This is a genomic window from Actinospineispora spinosispora DSM 44797 (assembly GCF_000429025.1).
Lineage (GTDB): Bacteria > Actinomycetota > Actinomycetes > Mycobacteriales > Pseudonocardiaceae > Pseudonocardia > Pseudonocardia spinosispora.
On record NZ_AUBB01000037.1, the window covers coordinates 1 to 22,844 of the forward strand.

The 22,844-nt window shown below is 70.0% G+C and carries 18 protein-coding genes; 11 read left to right on the forward strand and 7 right to left on the reverse strand.

The features are described 5' to 3' along the window. Window positions 1-123 precede the first annotated feature (123 nt). A complete protein-coding gene (locus tag G406_RS54125) occupies window positions 124-5,997 on the forward strand; it encodes a sulfite exporter TauE/SafE family protein (protein WP_211241183.1) in 5,874 nt (1,957 codons plus the stop codon). Window positions 5,998-6,022: 25 nt separating this feature from the next. Here G406_RS54125 and G406_RS0117810 read toward each other — a convergent pair whose 3' ends face one another. After that, on the reverse strand, window positions 6,023-6,985 hold the full coding sequence (locus tag G406_RS0117810; protein ID WP_051342277.1) for an MBL fold metallo-hydrolase: 963 nt from the start codon (window positions 6,983-6,985) through the stop codon (window positions 6,023-6,025). A gap of 55 nt (window positions 6,986-7,040) precedes the next feature. On the opposite strand from G406_RS0117810, the gene G406_RS0117815 reads away from it, so the two are divergent. Further along, window positions 7,041-7,463 (forward strand): PPOX class F420-dependent oxidoreductase, encoded by a 423-nt coding sequence (locus G406_RS0117815; protein ID WP_028934884.1) that lies wholly within the window; start codon window positions 7,041-7,043, stop codon window positions 7,461-7,463. Here the strand turns inward: G406_RS0117815 and G406_RS0117820 are convergent. Further along, a complete protein-coding gene (locus tag G406_RS0117820; protein WP_028934885.1) occupies window positions 7,440-8,966 on the reverse strand; it encodes a purine-cytosine permease family protein in 1,527 nt (508 codons plus the stop codon). The two genes, G406_RS0117815 and G406_RS0117820, sit on opposite strands and share 24 nt — an antisense overlap. A 129-nt stretch (window positions 8,967-9,095) precedes the next feature. Here G406_RS0117820 and G406_RS0117825 point away from each other — a divergent pair, with 129 nt between their 5' ends. Beyond that, a complete protein-coding gene (locus G406_RS0117825) occupies window positions 9,096-9,836 on the forward strand; it encodes an SDR family oxidoreductase (protein ID WP_037077214.1) in 741 nt (246 codons plus the stop codon). Here the strand turns inward: G406_RS0117825 and G406_RS0117830 are convergent. Beyond that, window positions 9,820-10,776 carry a GlxA family transcriptional regulator gene (locus G406_RS0117830; protein WP_028934887.1) on the reverse strand — a complete coding sequence of 319 codons (957 nt, stop codon included), beginning with the start codon at window positions 10,774-10,776 and terminating at the stop codon, window positions 9,820-9,822. The two genes, G406_RS0117825 and G406_RS0117830, sit on opposite strands and share 17 nt — an antisense overlap. A 70-nt stretch (window positions 10,777-10,846) precedes the next feature. On the opposite strand from G406_RS0117830, the gene G406_RS0117835 reads away from it, so the two are divergent. Continuing rightward, window positions 10,847-11,179 carry a cupin domain-containing protein gene (locus G406_RS0117835; RefSeq protein ID WP_028934888.1) on the forward strand — a complete coding sequence of 111 codons (333 nt, stop codon included), beginning with the start codon at window positions 10,847-10,849 and terminating at the stop codon, window positions 11,177-11,179. 73 nt (window positions 11,180-11,252) lie between these two features. On the opposite strand, the gene G406_RS0117840 is transcribed toward G406_RS0117835, so the two are convergent. Then, the gene (locus tag G406_RS0117840) at window positions 11,253-11,822 is read right to left on the reverse strand and encodes a GNAT family N-acetyltransferase (protein WP_028934889.1); all 570 of its coding nucleotides are present in this window, start codon (window positions 11,820-11,822) and stop codon (window positions 11,253-11,255) included. A 197-nt stretch (window positions 11,823-12,019) separates the two neighbouring features. Between G406_RS0117840 and G406_RS0117845 the strand changes: the two genes are divergently transcribed. The 5 genes from G406_RS0117845 to G406_RS0117865 are packed head-to-tail and all read left to right on the forward strand — an operon-like array spanning window position 12,020 to window position 16,611. Then, window positions 12,020-13,603 carry an AMP-binding protein gene (locus G406_RS0117845; RefSeq protein ID WP_028934890.1) on the forward strand — a complete coding sequence of 528 codons (1,584 nt, stop codon included), beginning with the start codon at window positions 12,020-12,022 and terminating at the stop codon, window positions 13,601-13,603. A gap of 14 nt (window positions 13,604-13,617) precedes the next feature. Beyond that, window positions 13,618-14,403: an enoyl-CoA hydratase/isomerase family protein gene (locus G406_RS0117850; protein ID WP_028934891.1), complete on the forward strand. Its 786-nt coding sequence runs from the start codon at window positions 13,618-13,620 to the stop codon at window positions 14,401-14,403. Further along, entirely contained in the window at window positions 14,400-14,873 is a 474-nt protein-coding gene (locus G406_RS0117855; protein WP_037077216.1) for a MaoC family dehydratase, read from the forward strand. The genes G406_RS0117850 and G406_RS0117855 overlap by 4 nt, the downstream gene beginning before the upstream one ends. Further along, window positions 14,870-16,171: an MFS transporter gene (locus tag G406_RS47685; RefSeq protein ID WP_037077217.1), complete on the forward strand. Its 1,302-nt coding sequence runs from the start codon at window positions 14,870-14,872 to the stop codon at window positions 16,169-16,171. The genes G406_RS0117855 and G406_RS47685 overlap by 4 nt, the downstream gene beginning before the upstream one ends. Further along, window positions 16,168-16,611 (forward strand): MaoC/PaaZ C-terminal domain-containing protein, encoded by a 444-nt coding sequence (locus G406_RS0117865; RefSeq protein ID WP_028934893.1) that lies wholly within the window; start codon window positions 16,168-16,170, stop codon window positions 16,609-16,611. The genes G406_RS47685 and G406_RS0117865 overlap by 4 nt, the downstream gene beginning before the upstream one ends. A 1,006-nt stretch (window positions 16,612-17,617) precedes the next feature. Here the strand turns inward: G406_RS0117865 and G406_RS47690 are convergent. Then, window positions 17,618-18,220: a TetR/AcrR family transcriptional regulator gene (locus G406_RS47690; protein WP_051342278.1), complete on the reverse strand. Its 603-nt coding sequence runs from the start codon at window positions 18,218-18,220 to the stop codon at window positions 17,618-17,620. 96 nt (window positions 18,221-18,316) lie between these two features. Between G406_RS47690 and G406_RS0117875 the strand changes: the two genes are divergently transcribed. Then, window positions 18,317-19,393: a Gfo/Idh/MocA family protein gene (locus G406_RS0117875; protein WP_211241184.1), complete on the forward strand. Its 1,077-nt coding sequence runs from the start codon at window positions 18,317-18,319 to the stop codon at window positions 19,391-19,393. Window positions 19,394-19,470: 77 nt separating this feature from the next. Here G406_RS0117875 and G406_RS47695 read toward each other — a convergent pair whose 3' ends face one another. After that, complete coding sequence (locus tag G406_RS47695; protein ID WP_051342280.1) at window positions 19,471-20,139, reverse strand: TetR/AcrR family transcriptional regulator; 669 nt, start codon at window positions 20,137-20,139, stop codon at window positions 19,471-19,473. Window positions 20,140-20,240: 101 nt separating this feature from the next. Between G406_RS47695 and G406_RS47700 the strand changes: the two genes are divergently transcribed. Then, the gene (locus G406_RS47700; RefSeq protein WP_051342281.1) at window positions 20,241-21,779 is read left to right on the forward strand and encodes a DHA2 family efflux MFS transporter permease subunit; all 1,539 of its coding nucleotides are present in this window, start codon (window positions 20,241-20,243) and stop codon (window positions 21,777-21,779) included. Window positions 21,780-21,869: 90 nt separating this feature from the next. Here the strand turns inward: G406_RS47700 and G406_RS0117890 are convergent, their stop codons facing one another. Beyond that, window positions 21,870-22,730 (reverse strand): DUF427 domain-containing protein, encoded by an 861-nt coding sequence (locus G406_RS0117890; RefSeq protein WP_028934895.1) that lies wholly within the window; start codon window positions 22,728-22,730, stop codon window positions 21,870-21,872. Between the last annotated feature and the right edge of the window lie 114 nt (window positions 22,731-22,844).

The following is a 22,844-nucleotide window of genomic DNA, read 5'->3' on the forward strand; positions in this document are numbered from 1 at the left end:
TACCTGCTACCCAACACTCCAGTTCTGGTCGGCACGACCGCCGCGCTGGTGAGTGTGACGGCGGTGTTGATGTGGGTGATCAACCGGCACGCACCACCGGCGGGGCGAGTCACGCCGAGCACAGTGCGGAAGGCGCTCGGCACACCGCTTGGCCGGACGGTGATCGGCTACACGGTAGCCACCGCGGTGGTCGCCACCTTGATCGCCGTCGGCCCGATCCCGGGTTACGTCGCGCTCGCCGGTTTGATCGCCTTCGCGGTGCGCGGCACCGCGAACCTGCTCAACCTGAGGTTCCCGAACCTGCCGCGCTGGGCCAAGACCGGCCTGGCCGCACTGGTCGCGGTCTCGTGGCTGGTGAACCTGACACTGCACCTGCCGGCGGCGTTCGCGACCGGTGGTCTGCCCGCGTTGATCAACGGGCTGTTCGCGGCCGCCGACGCGTTGTTCCTGGTCGCCGCGCTCCCGACCGCGCTGCACCTCCTGGTCAAGGCGCGGAAGCCGGACAACCAGGCGACCCGGTGGGCGGAGTGGCTGGCGTTCCCGACCATCACCCTGGCGGCCGGCCTTCTCGGCTACCAGCTCGGGTTCGTCACCGGCCCCTGGTTCGCCGCGCTCCCCATCGCCACCCTGACCGTCGGATTCGTCTACCTCACCCAGACCAAGCTCGCGGCCTCCCCGTTCGGCACGAAGCACATGAGCGCCTGGACCTGGTGGTCCGGCAGCCGCGTCGTGCCGGGCGCACTGGTGACCGCGAACATCTCCCTCGCCGGTTACGGCCTGCTACGACTGTGGACCGAACACCACGACACGGCGATCCCCACCACGATCGCACTGGCCGTCACCACGATGGGCCTCTGGGCGATCAACCCCCGAGGCCCGAACCCGCCCGCCACGCGAGTCCGTGCGGTGGGCATCGGGCTGGCCGCCGTCGTGTTCGTCGCGCTCTGGCCCGGGCTGCTGCCGTGGGCGCTGAACCTCGCCGGTCTCGGCGCGGGAGCCGTGGTCGGCCTGGTCATCGGCGTCTTCGGCGCGGGTGGCGCGTTGGTCACGATCCCCGCACTGAGCTTCGGCTTCGGACAGAGCCCCGTGCACGCCGCGACCGGGAGCCTGGTCATCGTCGGGGCGACGGCACTGATCAACACCGTGCACGGGCTGGTCAAGAAGGACCTCGACTGGCGAACCGGAGCGCTGCTCGGTCTCGCCGGGTTCGGCCCCGCGATCCTCGGCGGGCTACTGGCCGCGCGGCTGAACCCCAACGGTCCCGCGCTGGCGCTGGCGGCGCTCATGGGAGTGGCCGCGCTCAAGACGTGGAGTGGTTCGAACACCACCGGTGGAGCGACGAGCGTGACCGGCCTGCCCCGGCTCGTCCGGGTCGCCGTGATCGGGCTCGGCGCCGGCTTCCTGACCGGCATGCTCGGCATCGGTGGCGCGTTCCTGATCATCCCGGCGCTCGTGCTGGCGAAGGTCACCGACTTCAAGACCGCCGGTGCCACCGTCGTGATGGTCACCGCGATCAACTCGATCTCCGGGCTCAGCAGCCGTCTCGGCGAGCTCGCCACGCTGGACTGGAAGCTCATCGGCCCGTTCGCGGTCGCCGCGGTCCTCACCGGGCTGATCGGTAAGCAGATCAAGAACAAGCTGCCGATGACCGTCCTGCAGCGAGGCTTCGCCGGGTTCCTGTTCGGCGTCGCCGGACTCACCGCCTACCAGGCGCTCACCGCACTCACCGCGTCCCGCCTGACCGCGGGAATCGGCACCGCACTGCTCATGGCGGGGTTCGTGGCCACGAACGCCATCCGGGCGCACCGAGGGTCGAAGGGCAGCGGGGGACCGGTCGCCGACGGCGTCCCGAGCGATACCGCACGGCGGACGATGACCGAGCTGGTGCATGGCCTGCTCACCCGATCCCGTGTCCTGGACGGCACGGAGTTCCCGAACCTGGCCCGCGGGCCGCCTGCGCTGACCCGCCTCGTGCGGATCACCGACTCCCGGCCGCTGGACGGCAAGCTGGTCGCCTTCGGATGGCGCCCGGACGGCACCTCGCCCGCCGACGGCGTCATCCTCGTCCCGGCGCACGTCGCGGCACTCGTGGAACGGCTGATCGACGCGGACCCGAGCTTCGCCTCGTGGTGGGCGGACCTTCTGCGCCACGAGTGGACGTTCCACATCGACGGCCACACCCATACCGGCGCCCGTCACGATCGTTCCTCGGACCGCCTGGTCGCGAGGCTGCGAGCCGCGCAACGGGCGCTGTTGATCGCCGAACTGACCCCGATCCTGCGTGGTGATGCGTCACCGAGCCCCGGGACACGTCTCCTCCTGCCCGTCGCCTTCGACCAGGGCGGTACACCGGTGACGTTCGAGCCTCCGGTCATCGCCGCGGTGAGCGAGTTGGTCGCGCGGCTGCGCGAGCAGGGGCGGACGCCGACGAACAGCGACCACCTCGCCAAGGCCAGCCCGTCCGGCCTGTGGTCCGCCCAGGGCACGAGCTACCGGCTGCTGCTGGGCGACGCCGAGCTCCATGAGCTGCTGGCCGCGGCCCGACTTGGCACGACGACGGTCGTCTACCTGCTCGATCCCGCCGACAATGCGGTTCTGGTGACCCTGCGCACCGGCGGCGACATCCTCGACCGGTCCGACACCCAGCCCGCACGTGACGTGCTGGAACACGTGGTCGCTCGGTGGTTGCGCGAGCCGGACACCACCGTGGAGAACCTGTGGGCCGACCGGCAGCCCGCGACGGTGACGGCACGGCTGTTGCTGGGTGTCGCGGGGACAGCGGAAACCGCGCTCGACAGCTGGGGCGAGGTCGTCGAGGGCCTGGAGCGTGACGGCGCCGCGGCGGACCCGGCCGACGCGGACCGGGCCGGCGCCAACCTGGACCGGGCCGGTGTGCTCCTCGACCGCATCGCCAGGTTCCTCGGGGACAGTGGAACAGCCGAGGACGCCGCGCTGGGCGAGCTTCGCGTACGCCTCGCGGCGGCGCACGAGCAGCTCGGCTCACTGCGCGCCCGATTCGCTTCGGTGACCGAGGCACTACGCCGCTACTCCGGCCTGGACGACGAGGAACGTGACATTGCGCGTCACGCCGAGGAGACCGCCGAGTACTACCAGATGATGCTGGAAGATCTCACCTCGGACAGCCCGGCCGGCCGTGCCGAACAGCTGGGTGAGCTGCTGGACCGCGAACCCGGGCCCGGCGCCGAGGAGCTGGCGGCGGCGTTCGACGAGCTCACCGAGCTGCCACAGACCTCGCTGGTTCTCACCCTGTCCGTGGCGACCGACCGGCTGCGCCGCGAGTACCAGCAGATGCACGACGCGGTGCATCCTGAGGAACAGAACACCACCCACCGGGCCGTGATCGACCATGCGAGGTCCGTCGTGCGGGACTACCGCGAGTACCTCGACTGGCTCACCGGCGCCGATCCGGCCACGCGGGCCGCACAGCTCGGCGAGCTGCTGGACCTCGAACCGGGCCCGCTGGCCGTCGAGCTCACCGGGTTGCTCGACGAGTTGGCGACACTGCCGCCCACGACAGCGATCGCCGAACTGGTCGAGGCGGCGGACCGGCTGCGGGCCGAGTACCAGCTGATGCACGACGCCACCGACGTCGACGGCGGCACCGTGGCGGACGGCGTGGACAGCGCGGTGGCACGGATGGCCCTGCTGCCCCAGAGACGCCGGCTGGCCGAGGGTTCCCGGCCACTGGACCGCGGGGAGTTCCCCCACCTGGCGCGAGGACCGCCCGAGCTCGTCGCGCTGGTGCGCATCACCGACGAGGAGCCGCTCGACGGGAAGCTGATCGGCTTCAGCTGGCGCGACGGCGACGGCACCTCGGTGATCCTGGTCCCGGCACGGGTCGCCGCGCTGGTCAACCGCCTCATCGACGCCGACCCGACGTTCCTCGAATGGTGGCTGGACCTCCTCCGGCACGAATGGGAGTTCCACCTCGACGGCGACGAACACACCGGCCACCGCCACGATCGGCATGCAGCCGCGCTGGTCACGCGGTTGCGTGCCGCCGAGGGACTGCCCGCGCCGCGACCGGTGCTGCTCTTCAGGGCCCTGCGCGAGGGGGAGTCGGAGGCGGGGGTCAGCCGCGCCGGGATGGACGCCGACGTTCAGCCGTGGCAGCACCTGCTCGCCGATCCGCGGTCACCGTGGATCTCGGTCACCCGCGAGATCGACATCATGTACTACCGGTACGGCGAGGGCGGCAGCCACACCGACGGAGGCGCCCAGGGCTATCTCATGATCGACCGCGAGCGCCTCACGACCGACGTGGTCGACATCGCCGACGGCGTACGGATCCCCGCTCACGTGCGGGAGTTCATGCCGGACCTGGGGGACTGGGGCTTCAACAGCAGAGAAGTGCTGGTCAAGTGGAGCATCGGGCCCGAGTCCGTGGTGCGCTACTGGCCGGCCGGAACCAGCTACCCCGAGATGCTCTCCGACATCCACCGCCGGTACGGGCGAGGCGCGGTCGTCGACCAGGCCTGGGCGGTCATCTCTCAGCTGGCCGAGGGCATCACCCAGGGCGACCGCCTCTCCGTGGACCAGGTCACCGGGCCGCTGCTCGCCGTGGGTGCGCTGCCCGACCTGGCGGGAATGAACAGCCGGCTCGGCCGGATGGAACAACGATGGGCCGTCGACCAGCTGCTCACCGTCGCGTCCTGGCTCGCCGCGAGGGCCGACCGCTCGGGCGGCCCGGTCACCGAGCTGTTCGACGAACCCGTCGAGCACCTCGTCGACGACGCGTTCCGGCTGCTCATCGCACCGCATCAGAGCTCATCCGTCCCGACCGGGCGCTGGGACGAGCAGCTCGTCGTGACCGCCGCCCACTGGCACCTTCACCGGCTCGAGCGACTCCTCGCACTCGGGACGTCGAGCACCGAGGCGCACCGGTTGTTGCTCGCCGAAGGGCGGACGATTCTGCGTGCGGTCTGGGTGCTGACCTGGCGTAAACCCGGCCCTCTCGCCGACCGGGCAGCGGCGCTGCAACAACGGTTGGACGAGTCGGAACGGTCCTCGCGTGACGACGACGACCCGGGGGCCACCGGCGGCCATCCGGACGCGGCGAACAGCGATGGCGCCGCCTCGGGTTCCGCCGACGAAGCCGGAACCGGGCACGAAACCGGAGCGGAGTTCCGAGCTGAACGCCCGAGCGGATCGTGGGAACGCTGGCGGAAGCTGCTGCGCGGGCTGTGGCCCTCGGTCGTCGCCGCACAGGTCATCGCGGCGCCCCCGGCGCTCGCCGCCGAACCCGGCAGCGCATCCGGTGGCGGCCCGGTCCTGGTCGTCGTCGCGGCGGGCGTCGTCGTCGTGCTGACCCACCGCTGGGTGCGTGGTGTGCTGACCGGCGCCCGAGGAAAGATCGTCGCGTGGTTCGGTCGGCTGATCGGTGCCGCCGGCCGCGTCGGCGCCGGTGTCGGCACCGGGTTCGTGCTCGCGGCGCTGGTCGCGCATCCGCTGGCCGTGGGGCTGGTGCTGTGGGGCGGGCTGGTCCTGGCCGGGGGAGACCTGCTGCTACGGCTGCTGCCCGTCGAGTTCGCCAGGGAGCTGGGCAAGGCCTGGACCGAGCGCGGACCTCCGGCGCCGCGACTGTTCGGCGTCGGCACCGCGCTGGGCGCGTTCTGGTGGCTGCACACCAGCGCGCCCGACGCGCAGGCCGTCGCGCTGGTGGCGCCGGTCGTGGCGGTCGTCGGAATCTCGGTGCTGATCCACGGGCGCGCGCTGCTCCTCGGCTGGGCTCGTCAGGTTTTCGTGCTGCTCGCCAAGGCCACCGTCGAGCAGTGGGCGATCGCCGGTCTCGGTGTCGTGGCGGCGATGGTGGCCGGTTGGCCGGTGGCCGCGGGTGCGTTCGTGGTGCTGCTGGGCGGCCGGCTGACGCGACACCTCGTCCGGGCCGAGCATCCTGCCCTGGGCGTGACACTGTGGTTGATCGCCGAGTACCGCCTACCCCTGTTCCTGGGCGCCCTGACCGGCACACCGTTCTGAGAGCGACTTCGTGCGACCACGTCGGCTACGCGAAGTCGTCTCGGTGAGCCCACTTCGCCGCGGCCGCGCGGTCGTGGCTGGCGACGACCTCGATGCTGGCGGGGAGCGCGTGGAGGCGGTGCACGGTGGCGAACGCCGCCGCCCTGTCCGCATCGGTGAACCGGCCGGGGAAGGGGGCCGTCCCGCGCACGAGCGTGACCTGCAGCCCGTGCCACACCGCGTCGCCCGCGAGCAGCACCCGGTCGCCGCCGTCGACCGCGAGCAGAACGCCCACGCTGCCGGGGGTGTGTCCGGCGAGGTCGACGAGCACCGCCGAGCCGTCGCCGAACAGGTCGTGGCTGCCGGTGAAGGTCAGCACCGGCGGTCCGTCCAGCTCGAACGGGTCGAAGTGGCGGGACAGCAACGGTCCCCTGGCGACGCCGTGGGGCGCGACCGGCCCGGCAAGCGCCCAGTCACGCTCGACCGCGAGCGTGCGGACCGGCAGCTCGTGGGGGAGCTCGAGCAGGCCCGAGACGTGGTCCCAGTGCAGGTGGGTGGGCAGCGCGAAGTCGATGTCGGCCGGGTCGAGGTTCTCCGTGGCCAGGACCTCCGCGAGACCGGCGACCGGCTTCTCCGGCGCGATCGCGGCCCGCAACACCGGGGAGAGCTCGGGCAGGACGACGTCGTGGACATCCGTGCACATCGCCGGGTCGACCAGGAAGCGCGCCCTCGGGTGTTCCACGAGGAAGGTCGTCATGCTCAGCCGCAGCCGGCGCGGTCGCCTCGCTCCTTCCGCGACCACCGCGGCGGGGGCGCTCTGCCGGGCCTGGGGCAGCGCGGTCAGCCGGACGGTGGCGCGCGTGGGTGGGAGGCCGGCGTCACCGAGGGTGGCCAGGAGGCGACGGTCGGCGCGGCGCGGCCGCACCAGCCGCCCGGCGGTGGCGGCCAGCGCGCCGCAACAGGTGACGAGCGTGCTGCCCAGGGGAGGGTGGGGTGAGGTGGATGCCATGAAGCAAAATATAGAGACTGGTCTACTGATTCGCCAGGCGTCGTAGGCTGACGACGTGAGCGAACTCTCCCCCGAAGTGGTCAAGTTCCTGTCCGAGGGCACCCGCACCGGCAAGCTCGGTTACCTGGCATCCGACGGGCGGCCACTGGTCGCGCCCATCTGGTTCCTCGTCGAGGACGGTGAGCTGGTGTTCAACACCGGCGCCGACACCGCGAAGGGCAAGGCGCTGGCCAGGGATCCCCGCGTCGTGCTGTGCGTCGACCTGGAGACGCCGCCGTTCGGTTTCGTCCAGGTCCAGGGGATCGCGGTCACGAGCGAGGACCCCGCCGAGCTGATCGACACCGCGACCCGGCTCGGCGCCCGCTACATGGGGGCCGAGCGCGCCGAGGAGTTCGGCAAGCGCAACGGCGTGCCCGGCGAGCTGGTCGTGCGGATCCGGCCGACCAAGGTCATCTCAGGGCTCGACGTGACGGCCTGACCCGGCGGCGGTGATCGGCCGGACCGGTGCGTCCGAGGTTCTGACCAGCCACGGCCCGTCCGGACCGAACACCGCGCGCGGCTCGGGGAACAACGTCAGCGCGCCCAGGTAGCTCACGGCCGCCACCAGCATGGACAGCGGAAGGCTGACGTCGATGCCGCCCGCGAGGGTGCCCAGCGGCCCGACGAACTGGTCGGGGATGTTGCTGAACAGCAGCGCCAGCACCGCCGAGACCAGCCATGCCCCGACGCCGCGCCAGTTCCAGCCGTGCTCGAACCAGTACCGGCCACCGTGCTGGCGACGGTTGAACACCTGCAGCGCCTCCGGGTCGTACCAGCCGCGACGCGTCGCGAAACCCAGGATCATCACGACCATCCACGGCGCGGTGAACGTGATGATCAGCGACGCGAACGTCGAGACGCTCTGCACGACGTCGAAGGTGAACCGGCCGAGGAAGATCAGGCCGATCGAGACGACACCGATCAGCACCGTCGCGGCGACCCGGCTCAGCCGGGGGAAGATGCTGGAGAAGTCCAGCCCGGTGCCGTAGAGCGACGTGGTCCCTGTCGACATGCCGCCGATGACCGCGAGCAGCACCAGCGGGACGAAGTACCAGCTCGGGGACACCGCCAGCAGACCACCGACGTAGTTCGGTGCGCCGGCGAGGAACTCCGGTGCGTGCACCGCGATGACGCTCGCCGTCGTCAGGCCGAAACCGAACGGCAGCAGCGTGCAGACCTGTGCGAGGAACGCGGCCGCCAGACAGCGGCTTCTCGGCGTCGCCGCCGGGATGTAGCGGGCCCAGTCGCCGAGGAACGCGCCGAACGAGATCGGGTTCGAGAGGACGATCAGGGCGGAGCCGAAGAACGCCGCCCAGAACGCCGGACCCGACGCCTCGGCGAACCGGCCCGGGTACCCGGCGTCGAAGACCCCGGCGAAGGCCGGGACGCCGAGTGCGAACAACGCGCTCGCCGAGACCACCGCGATCTTGTTGACCAGCAGCATGAACCGGAACCCGTAGATGCACACGACGAGCACCAGCAGCGCGAACCCGCCGTAGGCCACCACGAACGCCGGCGTCGACGTGCCGATCCCGGTCATCCGGTCGAGCGCGCCGACCAGCGCATCCCCCGAGCTCCACACCGAGATCGAGAAGAACGTGATCGCGGTCAGCAGCGACAGCAGCGACCCGACGATCCGCCCGTGCACCCCGAGGTGCGCCGAGGACGACACCGCGTTGTTGGTGCCGTTGCGCGGCCCGAACAGCGACATCGGACTCAGGATCAGCGCCCCCACCAGCAGTCCCAGCACGGTCGCGGTCGCGCCCTGCCAGAACGACAGCCCGAACAGGATCGGGAACGACCCGAGGAACGCGGTGGCGAACGTGTTCGCGCCGCCGAAGCTCAACCGGAACAGGTCCAGCGGGCCGGCGTCGCGTTCGGCGTCCGGGATGCGCTCGACACCGTGCTGCTCGACGACGGTGACCGGTGGCGGGCTCTGCATCGGCCGACTCTAGGTTTGCCACGGTCGCCCCTCCTATGGACGCACCGTCGAATCCGATCCGGTGGGATGGACGTACTGTCCGATCTGGCTGTGGTGCCCGACGAGCGCAGGCGAAGGTGAGGACGACTGATGACTGGTCCGGTGGCGATCGTGACGGGGGCGGGCAGCGGGCTGGGCAGGGTCATCGCCCGCGCGCTGCTGGCGGACGGGTGGGCCGTGGGGCTGGCCGGTCGCCGGGCCGAGCCGCTCGCCGACACCGCCGGTGACCACACCGAGGCGCTGGCCGTGCCCACGGACGTCGGCGACGCCGAATCGGTGTCGGCGCTGTTCGGTGCGGTCACCGACCGCTGGGGGCGGGTGGATCTGCTGGTCAACAACGCGGGCGCGTTCGGCCCCGCCGGTACCCCGGACGAGATCGGGGTCGACGCCTGGCGGGCCGCCGTGGACACCAACCTCACCGGTTCGTTCCTGTGCGCGCGCGAGGCGTTCGCGATCATGCGCCGACAGGACCCGCGAGGCGGACGCATCATCAACAACGGGTCGATCTCCGCGCACAGCCCCCGCCCGGGCAGCATCGCCTACACCGCGACGAAGCACGCGATCACCGGACTGACCAAGTCGCTCTCGCTCGACGGCCGCCCGTTCGACATCGCCTGCGGCCAGATCGACATCGGTAACGCCGCCACCGAGATGACCCAGGGCATCGCCACCGGCGCGAAGCAGGCCGACGGCGCGGTGCGCCCCGAACCCACCTTCGACGCTCAGCACGTCGCCGACGCGGTCCGCTACATGGCGGGCCTGCCGCTGGCCGCGAACGTCCAGTTCCTGACCATCACGGCCACGACCATGCCCTTCATCGGCCGGGGCTGACCGTTCTGAAGGTCCGGCGGTAGGCGCCGGGGGTCGTGCCGAGCGCGTGGTGGAAGTGTCTGCGCAGGTTCGTCGCCGAGGACAGGCCGACGCGGCGCGCGATCGTGTCCAGCGGCAGGTCTGAGGACTCCAGCAGCTCACGGGCTGCGGCCACCCGCTGCGCGAGCACCCACTGACCGGGACTGATGCCCAGCTGTTCGTCGAACCGGCGCGCGAGGGTGCGGGGCGAGACGCCGAACCGCGCGGCGAGGTCCTCGACGGTCAGCGGCTCGGCGAGCCGGGCAGCCGCCCAGTCCAGCATCGGGGCGAGCGAGCCGTCGATCAGGCTGGGTGGGGCGGGCCGGGCGTACTGCAGCTGGCCGCCCTCGCGGTGCGGCGGCATCACCATGCTCTGCGCGATGTGCGCGGTGTACCCGGCGCCCTGGTCGACCGCGACCAGATGCAGGCACAGGTCGATCCCCGCGCCGGCCCCGGCGCTCGTCGCGACGTCGCCGTGGTCGACGTACAACACGTCCCGATCGACCTGGACCAGCGGGAACCGCGCCGCGAACTTGTCGACACTCGCCCAGTGCGTGGTCGCGCGCCGGCCGTCCAGCAGGCCCGCATGGGCGAGGACGAACGCGCCGGAACAGATGCTCGCCACCCGCGCGCCCCGGGCGTGCGCCCGCCGCAACGCCTCGACGACCGGGGGAGCGGGCGCTTCACCGACGGGCAGCCAGCCAGGGACGAGCACGGTGTCCGCGCGATCCAGTGCCTCCAGGCCGTCGGTCACCAGGATGGGATAACCGGCGAGCGTGGGTACCTGTCCGGGACGTTCGGTGCACACCCCGAACGTGTAGCGCGCGGGCAGCCCTGGCCGGTCCAGCCCGAAGACCTCCGCCGCGCAGGCCAGCTCGAACGTCGACTGGGGCGGCTGCACGATCGCCACCACATGATGCATGGCAAGAAAGTATCGGAAGATGTCAAACCTGACACTGGGGGCAGGGGTCCCCGTTCGTCAGGCTGGCCCCATGAGCACAGAGTCGAGCATGGCCGGCTACGAGTGGGCGAGCGTCGCGGAGTCCCCGGCCCGCGAGCTGTTCCCCGGCATCCACCTGCACTCGCTGTGGAAGGGCGACGGCGGCGCCGCGGCGTACGTCCTGAAGATGGACCCTCACACCCGCTGGCGTGGCATCGACGTCCACGACCCCGGCCCCGAGGAGGTCTACGTGATCTCCGGAGTCTTCAACGACGGCGAACGCGACTACCCCGAGGGCTCCTTCATCCACGCCCCCGCCGGCTCATCCCACGTCCCCCAAACAACAACAGGCTGCACCCTGTTCCTCTTCTACCCCCACGGTTAACCCGCCACCCGCCCGTCCAGGCGGCACGAATGTGGCTTTAGGGACGTTCAACGTCCCTAAAGCCACATTCGTGTCATCGGGGGGTGGGGTTCTGGGTGGTCCATTCGTCGTCGAGGATCGCGTAGTTCAGCTCGTCGGCCCAGGAGCCCTTGAACCATTCGCTTCTGATCAGGTGTGCTTCCTGGCGCATGCCCAGCCGCAGCGCCACTCGGGACGACGCCGTGTTGAGGGCGGCGACCCTGGCGATCACCCGGTGCAGGCCCAGCTCGTCGAACGCCAGCTGCAGCATCCGGTGGGCCGCCTCGCTCGCGTAGCCGTGACCGGCGTGCGCCGGGCTGAACACGTACCCGAGCTCGCCGCAGCGATGTTCCCGGCTGACCAGCCGGAGCATGACGTCCCCGACCAGCTCGTCGGTGGCCGCGAGATGGGCCCCGAGCACCAGGGCGTCATCGTCGCCGACGAGCTCGCGGGTCGCCCACGAGCCGTGAATCCGGCTGAGGACGTCGTCGAGGCTCATCGGCTCGAACGGAACCCAGCGGCACACCTCGGGCAGCGACCGGTACGCCAGCACGGCACGGGCGTCCGCCTCGACGATCGGGCGCAGCTGTAGTCGGGCGGAACGCAACGGATACCGCGAAGCCATGCCCGCATCCTCCCAGCGATCTTCCAGGAGGTTGCGGCACGACGCGGAGCCGTGAGTGGCGAGTGGTTTCGGGAGACCACTCGCCACTCACGGGGTACTTGACACCGACAGGTCGCGCGGATTCTACTGACTCGACCGCCCGGTCGGTCGGGAAGCGCGACGTGGCGCTCCCGGCCGGGTGACCAGGAGGACCCGTCGTGCATGACTACCCGCTGGAGCAGCGCACCGTCGGCCACATCCTCGCCGACAAGGCGGCGCGCCTCGGTACCAAGACGTACCTGACGTTCCGGGACCGGACGTTCAGCTACGCCGACGTGCACGCGCTGACCAACCGCTACGCGCACGGATTCCGCGAGCGGGGCATCGGCCGGGGCGACCACGTCGCGCTCATGATGCCCAACCGTCCCGAGCTGCTCTGGGCGATCTGGGGCCTGGGCAAGATCGGCGCCGTCGCGGTCCCGCTCAACACCGCCGCCAAGGGCGAGCTGCTGCGCTACCTGCTGGAACAGTCCGACTCGGTGCTGCTGTGCGTCTCCGACGAGCTGCGCGACCGCGCCGCCGGACCCGCCGCGCAGGCACCCGCCATCCGGGGCGTGCTCGGACCGGACGAGCTGCGCGGGTTCGAGGCGCACCCGGCGACCGACCCGCCCGGGATGGCCGACGTCCGCGCCGAGGACCCGCACCTGCTGCAGTACACCTCCGGCACCACCGGTCCGTCCAAAGGCGTCGTCTGCCCGCAGTCCCAGGGCCACGCGGTCGGCAGGCAGATGGCCTCGCTCACCGGGTACCGCCCCGACGACGTGCTCTACACGTGCCTTCCGGTGTTCCACGCCAACGCCCTCTGGTACACGATCTACACCGCGCTCTGGGCCGAGGCGGCGGTCGCGTTGTCGCCGGGGTTCTCCGCGCGCCAGTTCTGGGATGAGATCCGCGATACCGGGGCGACCGCCTTCAACTGCCTCGGCGCGATGGCCAACATCATCTGGCAGCTTCCGGAGTCGCCGCGAGACACCGAGCACCGGGTGCGCACCGCGATGATGGTGCCGCTGTCCAAGACCCTCGTCGACGGCTTCGGCGAACGCTACGACATCGCGGTGACCTCGGTGTTCGCCATGACCGAGAACTGCGCGATCACCGTCTTCGGGCCGGACGACCCACCGGCCAAGGTCCCGTCGGCGGGCCGGATGCGCGACTACATGGACATCCGGATCGTCTCCGACGACCCGACCGGCACCGAGCGGGTCCTGCCCCCGGGCGAGGTCGGCGAGATCTGCATCCGGCCGACCGAACCGGGCAGCGTCATGCTCGGCTACTACAAGATGCCCGACGCCACCGAGGCCGCGCACACCGACGGCTGGTTCCACACCGGCGACCGAGGCCACCTCGACGCCGACGGCTACCTGTTCTTCTCCGACCGCAAGAAGGAGGCGATCCGCCGCCGCGGCGAGAACATCTCCGCCTACGAGGTGGAGACCGTGCTGTGCCGCCACCCCGGCATCGAGGAGGCGGCCGCCGTCCCGGTGCCCTCGGAGCTGGGGGAGGACGACGTGATGGCCTACCTGGTGCCGGCGCCCGGGGTCGAGCTGTCGTTCACCGAGGTCATCGAGTACTGCGCGGAGAACATGGCCTACTACATGGTGCCGCGCTACCTGGCGACGATCGACGCGCTGCCGAAGACTCCCAGCGAGAAGATCGAGAAGTACAAGCTCAAGGTCGACGCGGCGGGGCGCCTCGACCAGCTCTGGGACCGGGACAAACTCGGCATCACGATCCGCCGCTGAGGTAAGGAGAGCGCATGTCCGTGGTCGTCGAGGTGACCGGGCCGGTCGCCAGGGTGCTGATCGACCGGGCCGGTGCGATGAACTCGCTGAGCCCCGAGGTCCTCACCGGGATGCACACCGCGATCGACACCGCCCGCGACGCCGGGTGCTCGGTGTTCGTGCTGCGCGGCGCGGGCGGGACGCTGTCCGCCGGTGCCGACCTGAAGTACCTGCGGACCATCCTCGCCGACCCGAAAGCCGTGGAGAGCTATCTCGTCGACATCGGCGCGATGATCGACGCGCTGGAGGCGGCGCCGTTCGTCACGGTCGCGGTCGTGCAGGGCTACGCGCTGGCCGGAGGCTGCGAAATCCTGCTCGGCTGCGACCTCGCCATGGTGTCCGCGGAGGCCCGCATCGGCGACCGGCACCTGGAGTACGGACTGCTGCCCGGCGCCGGCGGCTCGGTCCGGCTGCCCAGGGCACTGCCCGCCGCGCTGGCCCGCCGCCTGCTCTACACCGGCGAGATGATCGACGGTGCCACCGCGTTCGAGTGGGGACTGGTCAGCCACGTCGCGCCACCCGACCGGCTCGACGCCGAGCTGGACGCGCTGGTCGCGAGGCTGTCGAGGCACTCGACCGACGCCCTGCGCACCATGAAACGGCTGTACCGGGGCTCGGTGGACACCCCGATGGCGGCCGCGCTGGCCGCCGAACGCGCGGTGCTCGTCGAGCACCTGTGCGAGTCCGCCTCGGTCGCCGAAGGGCTGGCCGCGTTCGGGTCCGGACGGGCCCCCGACTTCCAGACGAAAGGAACACGATGAGCGCACGCGCGGTGTCCGGGCGGTGGTTCGAGGACCTGGCGGTGGGCACCGTCGTCCAGCACGCCACCCGGCGCACGGTCACCGAGACCGACAACGTCCTGTTCACCACGATGACGATGAACCCGGCGCCGCTGCACCTCGACCACGACTACGCCGCCGGCACGGAGTTCGGCAAGCCGCTGGTCAACAGCATGTTCACCCTCGCGCTCGTGGTGGGCCTGTCGGTGCCGGAGCTGACCCTCGGCACGATCGTCGCGCAGCTGGGTATCGACGACGTGCGGTTCCCCGCGCCGGTATTCCACGGCGACACCGTGCGGGTCGAGACCGAGGTCGTCTCGGCGCGCGAGTCGAAGTCCCGGCCCGACGCGGGTCTCGTCGTGTTTGAGCACCGTGCCCACAACCAACGCGACGAGCTGATCTGCCAGGCCCGGCGCACCGGGCTCATGTACCGACGACCGTCCGAATCATGACCGGCCCGCCGTCGATGCGCCGGGTCGCCGCTTCGGTGCTGATCGGCACGACGATCGAGTGGTACGACTTCATCCTGTACGGCTCGGCGGCCGCGCTCGTGCTCGGTCCACTGTTCTTCCCCGGCAGCGACCCGGTCGCCGCGACACTGCTCGCGTTCAGCACGTTCGCCGTCGGGTTCTTCGCCCGCCCACTCGGTGGTGTGGTGCTCGGCCACTTCGGCGACCGGCTCGGCCGCAAACGCATGCTCGTGGCGTCCCTCAGCATGATGGGCGTCGCCACGTTCCTGATGGGGCTGCTGCCCACGTACGACTCGATCGGCGTGGCCGCGCCGATCATCCTGGTACTGCTACGTCTCGTGCAGGGCTTCGGCGTCGGCGGCGAATGGGGCGGCGCGGTGCTCACCGCGGTCGAGTTCGCCAGCCCCGCGAAACGCGGCTTCTACGGCAGCCTGCCGCAGATCGGTGTCCCCGCCGGGCTGTTCCTGGCGACGCTCGCGTTCTTCGGTGTGGCGCAGCTGCCCAGGGAGGACCTGCTGTCCTGGGGCTGGCGGCTGCCGTTCCTGGTCAGCATCGTGCTCGTCGGCATCGGCCTGTACATCCGGTCGACGCTTGTCGACACCCCGGTGTTCGAACAGGTCAAACACGCAGGCGCCGCGTCGAAGCTGCCGCTGCTGGAGGCACTGCGCGAGTACCCCCGCTCGATCCTGCTGGCCACCGGTTCGATGATCAGCACCGGCGCCTACTTCTACGTCGTCAACACCTACGCCCTGTCCTATGCGGCCACCTCGAAGGCGCAGAGCGGCAACGCGATGCTGATCGCGGTCCTGGTGTCGGCGGTCGTCTCGGTGGCGGCGCTGCCGTACTTCGGCGCGCTGGCCCAGCGCCGAGGCCGGCGAACCATGATCCTCATCGGCCTGGCCGCGATGACGATCTGGATCTTCCCGACGTTCCTGGCGATCGACAGCGGCAACGTCGCGCTACTGCTGGGAACCTACGTGGTCGGCGCGGTGCTGTTCAGCATCTCCTACGGCCCGCAGGCCACCTTCATCACCGAGCTGTTCGACGCACGGGTCCGGTTCAGCGCGGCCTCGACGTCGTTCCAGCTGGGCGTCCTGCTCGGCGGCGCGGTGGCCCCACTGATCGCGGCCGCACTGGTCGCCGCGACCGGAACGTCCCTCTCGGTCGCCTGCTACGTCGCGGCGCTCTCGCTGCTGTCGCTGGCCTGCGTCCTGCTCGTCTCCCAACGCGACCTCGACCGAGGAAGCCGCGACCTGAACGCGACCGAGGAGGTCACATGATCACCGCATACCTGGACGACATCTCCGTCGGCGACAAGCACATCACCGGCGGCCGGACCATCACCGAGACGCACGTGGTGAACTTCGCGATGTTCAGCGGCGACTGGCATCCCATCCACACCGACGTGGAGTACGCGGCGGCCGACTCGCGGTTCTCCGGCCGGATCGCCCACGGGGCTCTGGTCCTGTCGGTCGCGCTCGGCCTGGTGACCTTCTGGCCGCCAGCGATGAAAGCGTTCTACGGGATCGACCGGTTGCGGTTCGTGGCTCCCACCCGGATCGGGGACACCGTGCACGTGGAGACCTCGGTGCTCTCGGTCGAGCCCCGGGAGAGCGACGGGGTGGTCACCTCTCAGTTCGTTGTGCGCAACCAGCGTGGGGAGGACGTCCTGGTCGCCCAGCTCAAGTCACTGGTCGACCGAAAGCCGGCGGCTGAGTAGGACGCGGCCAAAGAACTAGCCCATCCGCTTCAATTGATTCCGACAAGTCGGAGTCTTCCGGGGTGTTCAAATGTCCTCCATTGCTGAAAACTATGCGCATCCCGCCATCTTTGAATCCGACAGTGGACAGTAAATGAGCGCCGACCACGTTTCGAAAGGACTCAGGACTGTAATCGCCGAGTTTTAAGGCGGCAGCTTCAGTATCTCGAAGAGCTCCTTTTGTGAACAGCGCGTCTCGGCCGACCTCGATTCGCCCGGCTGGGTTCAGCTCGAACACGACGCGTTCACCCCAGACTATCTCCGCAACTGTGTAATCGCGCATCTTGAATATCCAACGATCGTCCGTCTCGGTGAACTCGGGTGGCACAATCGGACCTACTTTCCTGAGACTTCGACGTTTCCTTAGTTGTGCGTCCCGTGTCCTGGGTGATCTTCCCGACGTCTTTCGTTGTGTTCTTTGGTGTTGGATTCCACACTCAATCGAATCCATCTGAGATTGCGTTCATTGTATCGGATATTTGGCCGGTCGCGTGGTCGGCTGCTATGTCGACTGCGGCTGTGAGGGTAACTCCCCCAGCTACCAGGAATCCGACCTCGACGGCGCCGCCAGCAATTGGGGCAACGAAAGCAATATCTTTGCGGGGTGGGATTGCGGCGGCGGTGGGCTGGACCGGCAGCACCGACGGTTTGGCCTGGCATCCTGCGGGCCCAGGCAGGCTTGCACGCTGTCCATGGCCATCGAGGCGGGTTTCACAGCGCCTGTCTGTTCCTGTGTCAGTCCGAGGGGCACGACTCGCCCGGCGGAGGCGTCCTGTTCGGTGCTGGGCCTCGGAAGGACGGAGCTTTGCCGGTTTGCCTCCTCGAGCCGTTGCCTCGGGGTGCCGGGTGGTGTGGGGGAAGCGCGCCGGTCTGGGGTGTCCTCTCCGGCTCGGGCTGGAGGACCATTCGACCACCACTCGGACCCTGGCGGACGACGTCCCGCTGTGAGCCGCGCGCCCAGGTCGCGTCATCTCTCGTGACCGGGCCGTAGGCCGTCCAGGACGATTCGGAGGTTGCGGCGCCATTGCTGGTCGGCCGCCGGTAGTCCGATGGTGTGGTCGCCGGTGACGACACCACCGAGCACGAAGGCCACGTCGGCCCATTCGACGTCCGCGCGGAGCACGCCGTCGCGCTGCCCCCGCTCCACCAGCGAGCGCAGCTGGTCCCGGAGCCTGGCCAACTGTGGGTCCAGGTCCAAGCCGTGGTCGCCACCGAGAGCCTCGTTGACCCCGCAGCTGAGGGCGCGCAGCTCGGCGAACCTCTCGGCGAATCCGGCGAACCCGGCCCACGGGTCGGGATCGGCCAGGCCGGCCGCTGCGGCCGCCACCAGCTCGTCCACCAGATCGGCGAGCACCGCTTCGAGCAGGGCTTCCCGCGAGGCCAGGCGGCGGTAGAACGTGCCGATGCCCAAGCCGGCCCGCCTGGCGATCTCGTGTGCGGTGACCGTGACGCCGTCGTCGGCGATCGCCTCACGGGCAGCGGCCACGAGCCGCTCGACATTGCGCTGGGCGTCCGCGCGCGGACGGTGACCGGAGTCGGAGTCGAGTAGTCGCTGCACGGCGCTGGTCACGGCACCGACTCTAGCAACAAGCGGACCCAGTAAGTCCGTTTAGTGCTACCGTCGACCTTATCCGGACGGTAAAAGTCCGTTTAGAGGGAGGTTCTGGTGATCGGTGTCGGCATAGTGGGGGCTAGCCCGGAGCGCGGCTGGGCACTGCGTGCGCATGTCCCGGCGTTGCGCTCGCTGCCCGGGTACCGGCTCGCGGCGGTCGCCACGTCACGGCCGGAGAGTGCGTCGTTGGCGGCCTCACGGTTCGGTGCCGCGCACGCCTTCACCGACCCACGGCGGCTGGCCGAGCATCCGGCGGTCGACCTGGTGGTGGTGACCGTCCAGGTCGCCGCGCACGCCGAGCTGGTCGGGGCCGCGCTCGCGGCCGGGAAGCACGTGTACTGCGAATGGCCACTCGGGCGAGACACCGCAGAGGCCGCCGAGATGACCGAGACGGCACGGTCGGCCGGGGTGCTCGGAGTCGTGGGGCTGCAGTCCCGCTTCGCGCCGGCGATGCGACGGGCCGTCGAGCTCGTCGCGGCGGGAGAGCTCGGGCGGATCACCTCGGTGACCGTGCACGCGAAGCGGAGCAAGGGCGCGGAGGACACCGTGCCGGGGTGGACCGAGTACACCTATCGCGGCGACGGGGGAGCGGGCCTGCTCGAGGTGTACGGCGGGCACGTCCTGGACGCGGTCGAGACCCTCGCCGGGCCGGTGGCCGAGTTGTCGGCGGGACTGTCGATCCAGCGTCCTCGGCACACGGTCGCGGAGACGGGGCAGGTCATCGAGGTCACCGCGCCGGACCATCTGCTGCTGCACGGCCGGTTCGCCGGTGGCGCGGTGCTCTCGGCGCACGTCCACGACGGCGCGGTCGGTCCGCCGGGTGCGCACATCGTGCTCACCGGGACCGCCGGTGAGCTGACCATTCAGACCGCACCTTCGGAGGGTGCGCTCGGCGGCCAGCTGCAGATCGACCCGCTGACGCTGCACCACTCGTCCCATGAGGTGTCGCCGCGGGTGGGTCCCGAGGTTCCGGACCAGGCGCGCAACGTCGCCGCGCTCTACGCAGTCCTCGCCGGTCACCTGGCCGGTTCCGAGCCCGCGCCGCCCACGTTCGCCGACGGCCTGCGCGTGCACCGCCTGCTCGATGCCGTCCGGACCAGTGCGGCACTCGGCGGCACGGTGGCCGCCTGACTTCGCACACCGTCGTGCTGCATCGCACACGTCCGGACATGTGCGATGCAGCACGACGATGTGCGAAGTCGGCTGGGCTACTCGGTGTCGCGCAGGAACAGTCTTTGGACGATCGGGTGCAGCTGTTCCGAGGTGATCGTCGGGTCGGCCGGCTCGTTGGGCGCGTTCGTGTGCAGGCCGTTGAGGGTGAACGTGAGCTGCCTGCGCCATGCTCTCGGCGCGATCTCGATCGAGGCGGGGATCATCATCTGCACGGAGAACAGCGCCATCAGCACGTCCTCGTGCGTGACGCCGGGCTGTAGTGCGCCCTGGCGCTGAGCGCGCTCGATCAGGGCCCGCATCGGGATCTCGACGCGGTCCCAGCCCTCCATGGGTGAGTGGTGGCCCGGCGTGCTGACCATCATCAGGTCGCTGTACGCGCGGTTGGTGACCGCGAGCTCGCAGCACTGCTCCAGGTAGCTGCAGAACGCGACCCAACCGTCCTCGATCAGCATCGCCTTGCGGCCGAGCTGGTGGATGGTCTCCTGCGCCTCGGCGAACACCGCCGCGTGCAGGTCCGCGCGGGTGGGGAAGTGGCGGTACAGCGTCGCGTTGCCCACGCTGGCGCGGCGCGCGACCTCGATCAGCGACGCATCCAGGCCCTGCTCGGAGAACACCTCGGTCGCCGCAGCGACCAACGCATCCCGGTTGCGCCGCGCGTCCTGCCGCAGTGTGCCTTCCGTGGCTGCCTCCTTGCCGATGGTCATCCCAGCCAGGCTAACAGAACGAACAGGCCTATCCGTTTCTCTGTTACCCTGACCCGAGACCCGGATAGGGCTATCCACTTATCTCCTCGGGAGCGACGTCCATGTCGAGTGCTGTCGGCGAACAGACGCGTACCCAGGAAGCAGAGAGCAACTGGCTGCTGCCGATGTCCGTGCTGATCATCGGCACGTTCATGTCGGTGCTGGACGGCAGCATCGTCAACGTCGGCGTGCCGAAGATCCAGGCCGAGCTGAGCGCCGCGGCCGACGACGTCGAGTGGATCGTCACCGGCTTCACCCTGGCGCTCGGCGTGGCCGTGCCGCTGACCGGCTGGCTGGGCGACCGGCTCGGCGGCAGCCGGCTCTACGTGTACGCGCTGCTGGGCTTCGCGTTCACGTCCGCGCTGTGCGGGCTGGCCTGGGACCTGAACAGCCTGATCGCCTTCCGGGTGCTGCAGGCCTTCCCCGGCGGCATCATGCCGGTCGTCGCGATGACGCTGGTCTACCAGATCGTGCCGCCGCACAAGCTCGGCGCGGCGATGGGCATCTACGGCGTCGGCGTCTCGGTCGCGCCGGGCATCGGGCCGCTGCTGGGCGGTTACTTCGTCGAGTACCTCGACTGGCGGATGATCTTCTTCATCAACGTGCCGATCTGCCTGTTCGGCGCGGTCGCGGCGCAGATGGTGTTCCCCCGGTACCGGCCGACGAGCTGGCCGCGCTTCGACCTGTGGGGCTTCGTCACGATCGCCTACGGGCTGTTCGCCGTGCTGCTCGCCACCGCGGAGGGCAACGACTGGGGCTGGGACGGCTACCGCATCCGCATCCTGTTCGTCTCCGCGCTGATCAGCTTCGCGCTGTTCGTCGTCATCGAGCTTGAGTCGGACAACCCGCTCATCAACCTGCGGGTCTTCAAGTCCTGGACCTACACCGCCGCGGTCCTGCTGATCAGCATCGTCCTGGTCGCGCTGACCGCGATGCTGTACTTCGCGCCGCAGTTCCTGCAGGTCGTGCAGGGCAAGCAGGCGTTCGAGGCGGGCCTGATCCTCGCGCCGGCCGCGCTCATGCTGCTGCTGGTCAACCCGCTCACCCAGAAGCTGTTCGCGACGTTCGGCGCGCGCATCCCGATCGCACTCGGCTTCGCGATCATGGCCTACGGCATGTCGCTCATGGCCACCGCGACACCGGACACGACCCGGCTGACCATGATCTTCTGGACCGGCATCGTCAACCTGGGCGCCGGGCTGATCTTCATGCCGGTCTTCTCCGGCGGCCTCATCGAGATTCCGCCGGAGATCACCAGCTCGGCCACCGGGATGATCAACGTCGCGCAGCGGACCGCCGCCAGCATCGCGGTGGCGCTGTTCGGCAGCCTCAGCGCGTCGGCGTCCGCCCAGCTGATGCTCGACCGGGGTTCGCTGCTGTCCGGCGGCGCGCAGGCGTTACCCGAGGTCACCGAGGCGGCCGCGCACGGAGTCGCCGGGATGGGTGGCATGTACCAGACGCTCAGCCGTGCCGTGCTCACCCAGACCTACGGCAACGGCTACTACCTCGTGAGCTTCCTGTGTCTCGCGGGCTCGGTGATCGCGCTGACGATGAAGTCCAGCAAACCCGTCCCCGGCGCGGTAGTCCACGTCGAAATGTGAGTCCGGGCTGGCGTCACGATGCAGAGATCATCACCGCCTCAGGGCTGTTTTCGCGCCGGAAATCAGCCCTGAGGCGGTGATGATCTTGGGCTAGCCGCGCGTTGGTTCGGACGGGTCCAGGTCCCTGTCGACGCCGTGCGGGGTGACCTTCTGGCCCGGTTCCAGGGTCAGGACCTTGTCGTCCAGCAGGACCGTCACCTTGTCCGGCTCGAAGGACACCAGGTCGCTGACCCGGGCCACCTCCGGCCAGGCCTCGCGGTAGCACCACGCACCCCTCGGTGCTCCGGCGACGTCGTAATAGCTGGCCAGGCCCTTGTATGGGCAGAAGGTCTGGCCCTCCACGGCGGTCAGCGCCGACTCGTCGATGTCCGCGCGCGGCACGTACCAGCGCGGGGCGAAGCCGGACTCGTAGAGCACGAGCGGGGCGTGGCTGTCCGCGACCACCCGATCGCCGACCCGGACCACCAGGTGGCGGGATGTGGACCGGATGTCGTTGCGGTGATAGGCGTCGGCGGCGTGCCCGACGATGCGCTCGTCCTCCTCGTAGAAGGCGTCCATCGCGCGCCAGGCGAACGCGACCCGGTCGGTGAGCTCTACGGCGTGGTCGGGCAGGGCGACGTGCTGCCAGGCGCCGCGCGGCGCGGTCCGGTCACCGCCGCGCACCTCGAACCAGGACGTCTCGCCCAGGTCGTGGTGGGAGGTCACGGTCGGCAGACGCTTCAGTGCCTCGGGTGCGACGTCGGCGATCGGGAAGTAGGCGACCGGGTAGCGGTCCGGCTCGTGCAGCAAGACGACGTCCTCGCTGTCGGCGATCCACGTCCCACCAAGGCGGACTCGCATGCGGCGGCGCAGCGGCTCGGCGAACAGCAGTCGCTCGGGCAACGGTTCCGGTGTCAGGAAGCGGCCCACCGCTCGGGGGGCGAGCGGCCCTTGCTGCCAGGACAGTCCCATCGTCCTACCTCCGCGACGGCCATCTCTAACCTTATTAGATGGCATTGAGTGGTTAGTTGATGAGGCTATGAAAGCGCATCAGGTCTAACCTGTCAAGTGTCTAGTAAAGGTTAT

Excerpts from the sequence above, each read along its gene's own strand:
- G406_RS47685 (WP_037077217.1), top strand. The coding sequence starts at position 14,870 with ATGACCGGCCCGCCGTCGATGCGCCGGGTCGCCGCTTCGGTGCTGATC.
- G406_RS47695 (WP_051342280.1), bottom strand. The coding sequence starts at position 20,139 with ATGACCATCGGCAAGGAGGCAGCCACGGAAGGCACACTGCGGCAGGAC.
- G406_RS0117835 (WP_028934888.1), top strand. The coding sequence starts at position 10,847 with ATGAGCACAGAGTCGAGCATGGCCGGCTACGAGTGGGCGAGCGTCGCG.
- G406_RS47700 (WP_051342281.1), top strand. The coding sequence starts at position 20,241 with ATGTCGAGTGCTGTCGGCGAACAGACGCGTACCCAGGAAGCAGAGAGC.
- G406_RS0117865 (WP_028934893.1), top strand. The coding sequence starts at position 16,168 with ATGATCACCGCATACCTGGACGACATCTCCGTCGGCGACAAGCACATC.
- G406_RS0117850 (WP_028934891.1), top strand. The coding sequence starts at position 13,618 with ATGTCCGTGGTCGTCGAGGTGACCGGGCCGGTCGCCAGGGTGCTGATC.
- G406_RS0117820 (WP_028934885.1), bottom strand. The coding sequence starts at position 8,966 with ATGCAGAGCCCGCCACCGGTCACCGTCGTCGAGCAGCACGGTGTCGAG.
- G406_RS0117830 (WP_028934887.1), bottom strand. The coding sequence starts at position 10,776 with ATGCATCATGTGGTGGCGATCGTGCAGCCGCCCCAGTCGACGTTCGAG.
- G406_RS0117810 (WP_051342277.1), bottom strand. The coding sequence starts at position 6,985 with ATGGCATCCACCTCACCCCACCCTCCCCTGGGCAGCACGCTCGTCACC.
- G406_RS0117840 (WP_028934889.1), bottom strand. The coding sequence starts at position 11,822 with ATGGCTTCGCGGTATCCGTTGCGTTCCGCCCGACTACAGCTGCGCCCG.
- G406_RS0117855 (WP_037077216.1), top strand. The coding sequence starts at position 14,400 with ATGAGCGCACGCGCGGTGTCCGGGCGGTGGTTCGAGGACCTGGCGGTG.
- G406_RS0117890 (WP_028934895.1), bottom strand. The coding sequence starts at position 22,730 with ATGGGACTGTCCTGGCAGCAAGGGCCGCTCGCCCCCCGAGCGGTGGGC.
- G406_RS0117825 (WP_037077214.1), top strand. The coding sequence starts at position 9,096 with ATGACTGGTCCGGTGGCGATCGTGACGGGGGCGGGCAGCGGGCTGGGC.